Consider the following 940-nt stretch of genomic DNA (forward strand, 5'->3'; position numbering starts at 1 on the left):
CTCTTTAACTGTACTCTCACCAGCACCTTGAATATCATAAACAACTGCCGCCATATGTTTACAATAATTTTCGTACGGACACTCGCAGCTACTTTCTGCAAAATCTTCAAGATCAATAACTACTTCATAATTTCCTCCATTACCAGTCACAAAAGCAAATACTTTATTATCATGTACTTCAACATCTTCTACATGTCCCTCTTCATAATATTCATAACCTCTATCAACAATGTATTTCGGAATATACCTATATAGTTCTTTTAATAAATATGCGTACATAACAACACCTCTTCCTTTAATTCCCTTTTGACTTCCAAAATCCTGCATGTTATTCTAATAACTGTCAAGTAGCGAGTCTACGTGACAAACGACTGACACCTATTCGGCGAAGGTGTCTCTTTTCATTTGCAGCCGATATGAAGTGCCTCTTTCAGGCACATTCAATCTTTGACACTACACACTCAACACCATTCCCTGTATCAGGCTGCTTTAGCAGTCTTTTACGCTACATATTTCATTATTTCACGACAAAAAGAGAGCTTAGCTCCCTTTTCCCGCTTTATAAAATACCCCTTTTTCAGCATAGCGATATTCATCATCAGCTAAAGTAATTTTCCCATCCAGTTTGAGTTCATCTAATAGTCTTGATAAATAAAATTGATGTAACATTTTTTTAGTGAATTTTCCTTCATGATGCGAAACGATATGTTCTTGAATATCTAACAATGATATTGGCTTATCTTGCTCTATCATATATTCATAAACTGTACTACGCAGTTTTACGTATTTTTCGAGTGTCACAGTACTTCGCAACCCGATACGATAAACTTAACTAAATCTATACAATTCAATCAAATTTACACAAGTTAGTGCTTCATCGTGTTCTCGCAACCCCAAAGGGACGAGGGGTATAACACTCCACACGAGGCAGTATCGTTAC

2 protein-coding genes are annotated in these 940 nt (G+C 36.2%); both read right to left on the reverse strand.

Annotated elements, in window-relative coordinates:
- On the reverse strand, nucleotides 1-279 hold a 279-nt coding region (locus tag AC1DTM_RS28860), incomplete at its 3' end, for an SWIM zinc finger family protein (protein WP_477001527.1).
- Nucleotides 280-540: 261 nt separating this feature from the next.
- Nucleotides 541-801 carry a hypothetical protein gene (locus tag AC1DTM_RS28865; protein ID WP_012261278.1) on the reverse strand — a complete coding sequence of 87 codons (261 nt, stop codon included), beginning with the start codon at nucleotides 799-801 and terminating at the stop codon, nucleotides 541-543.
- Nucleotides 802-940 lie beyond the last annotated feature (139 nt).

Source organism: Bacillus sp. P4_D3, assembly GCF_056401855.1.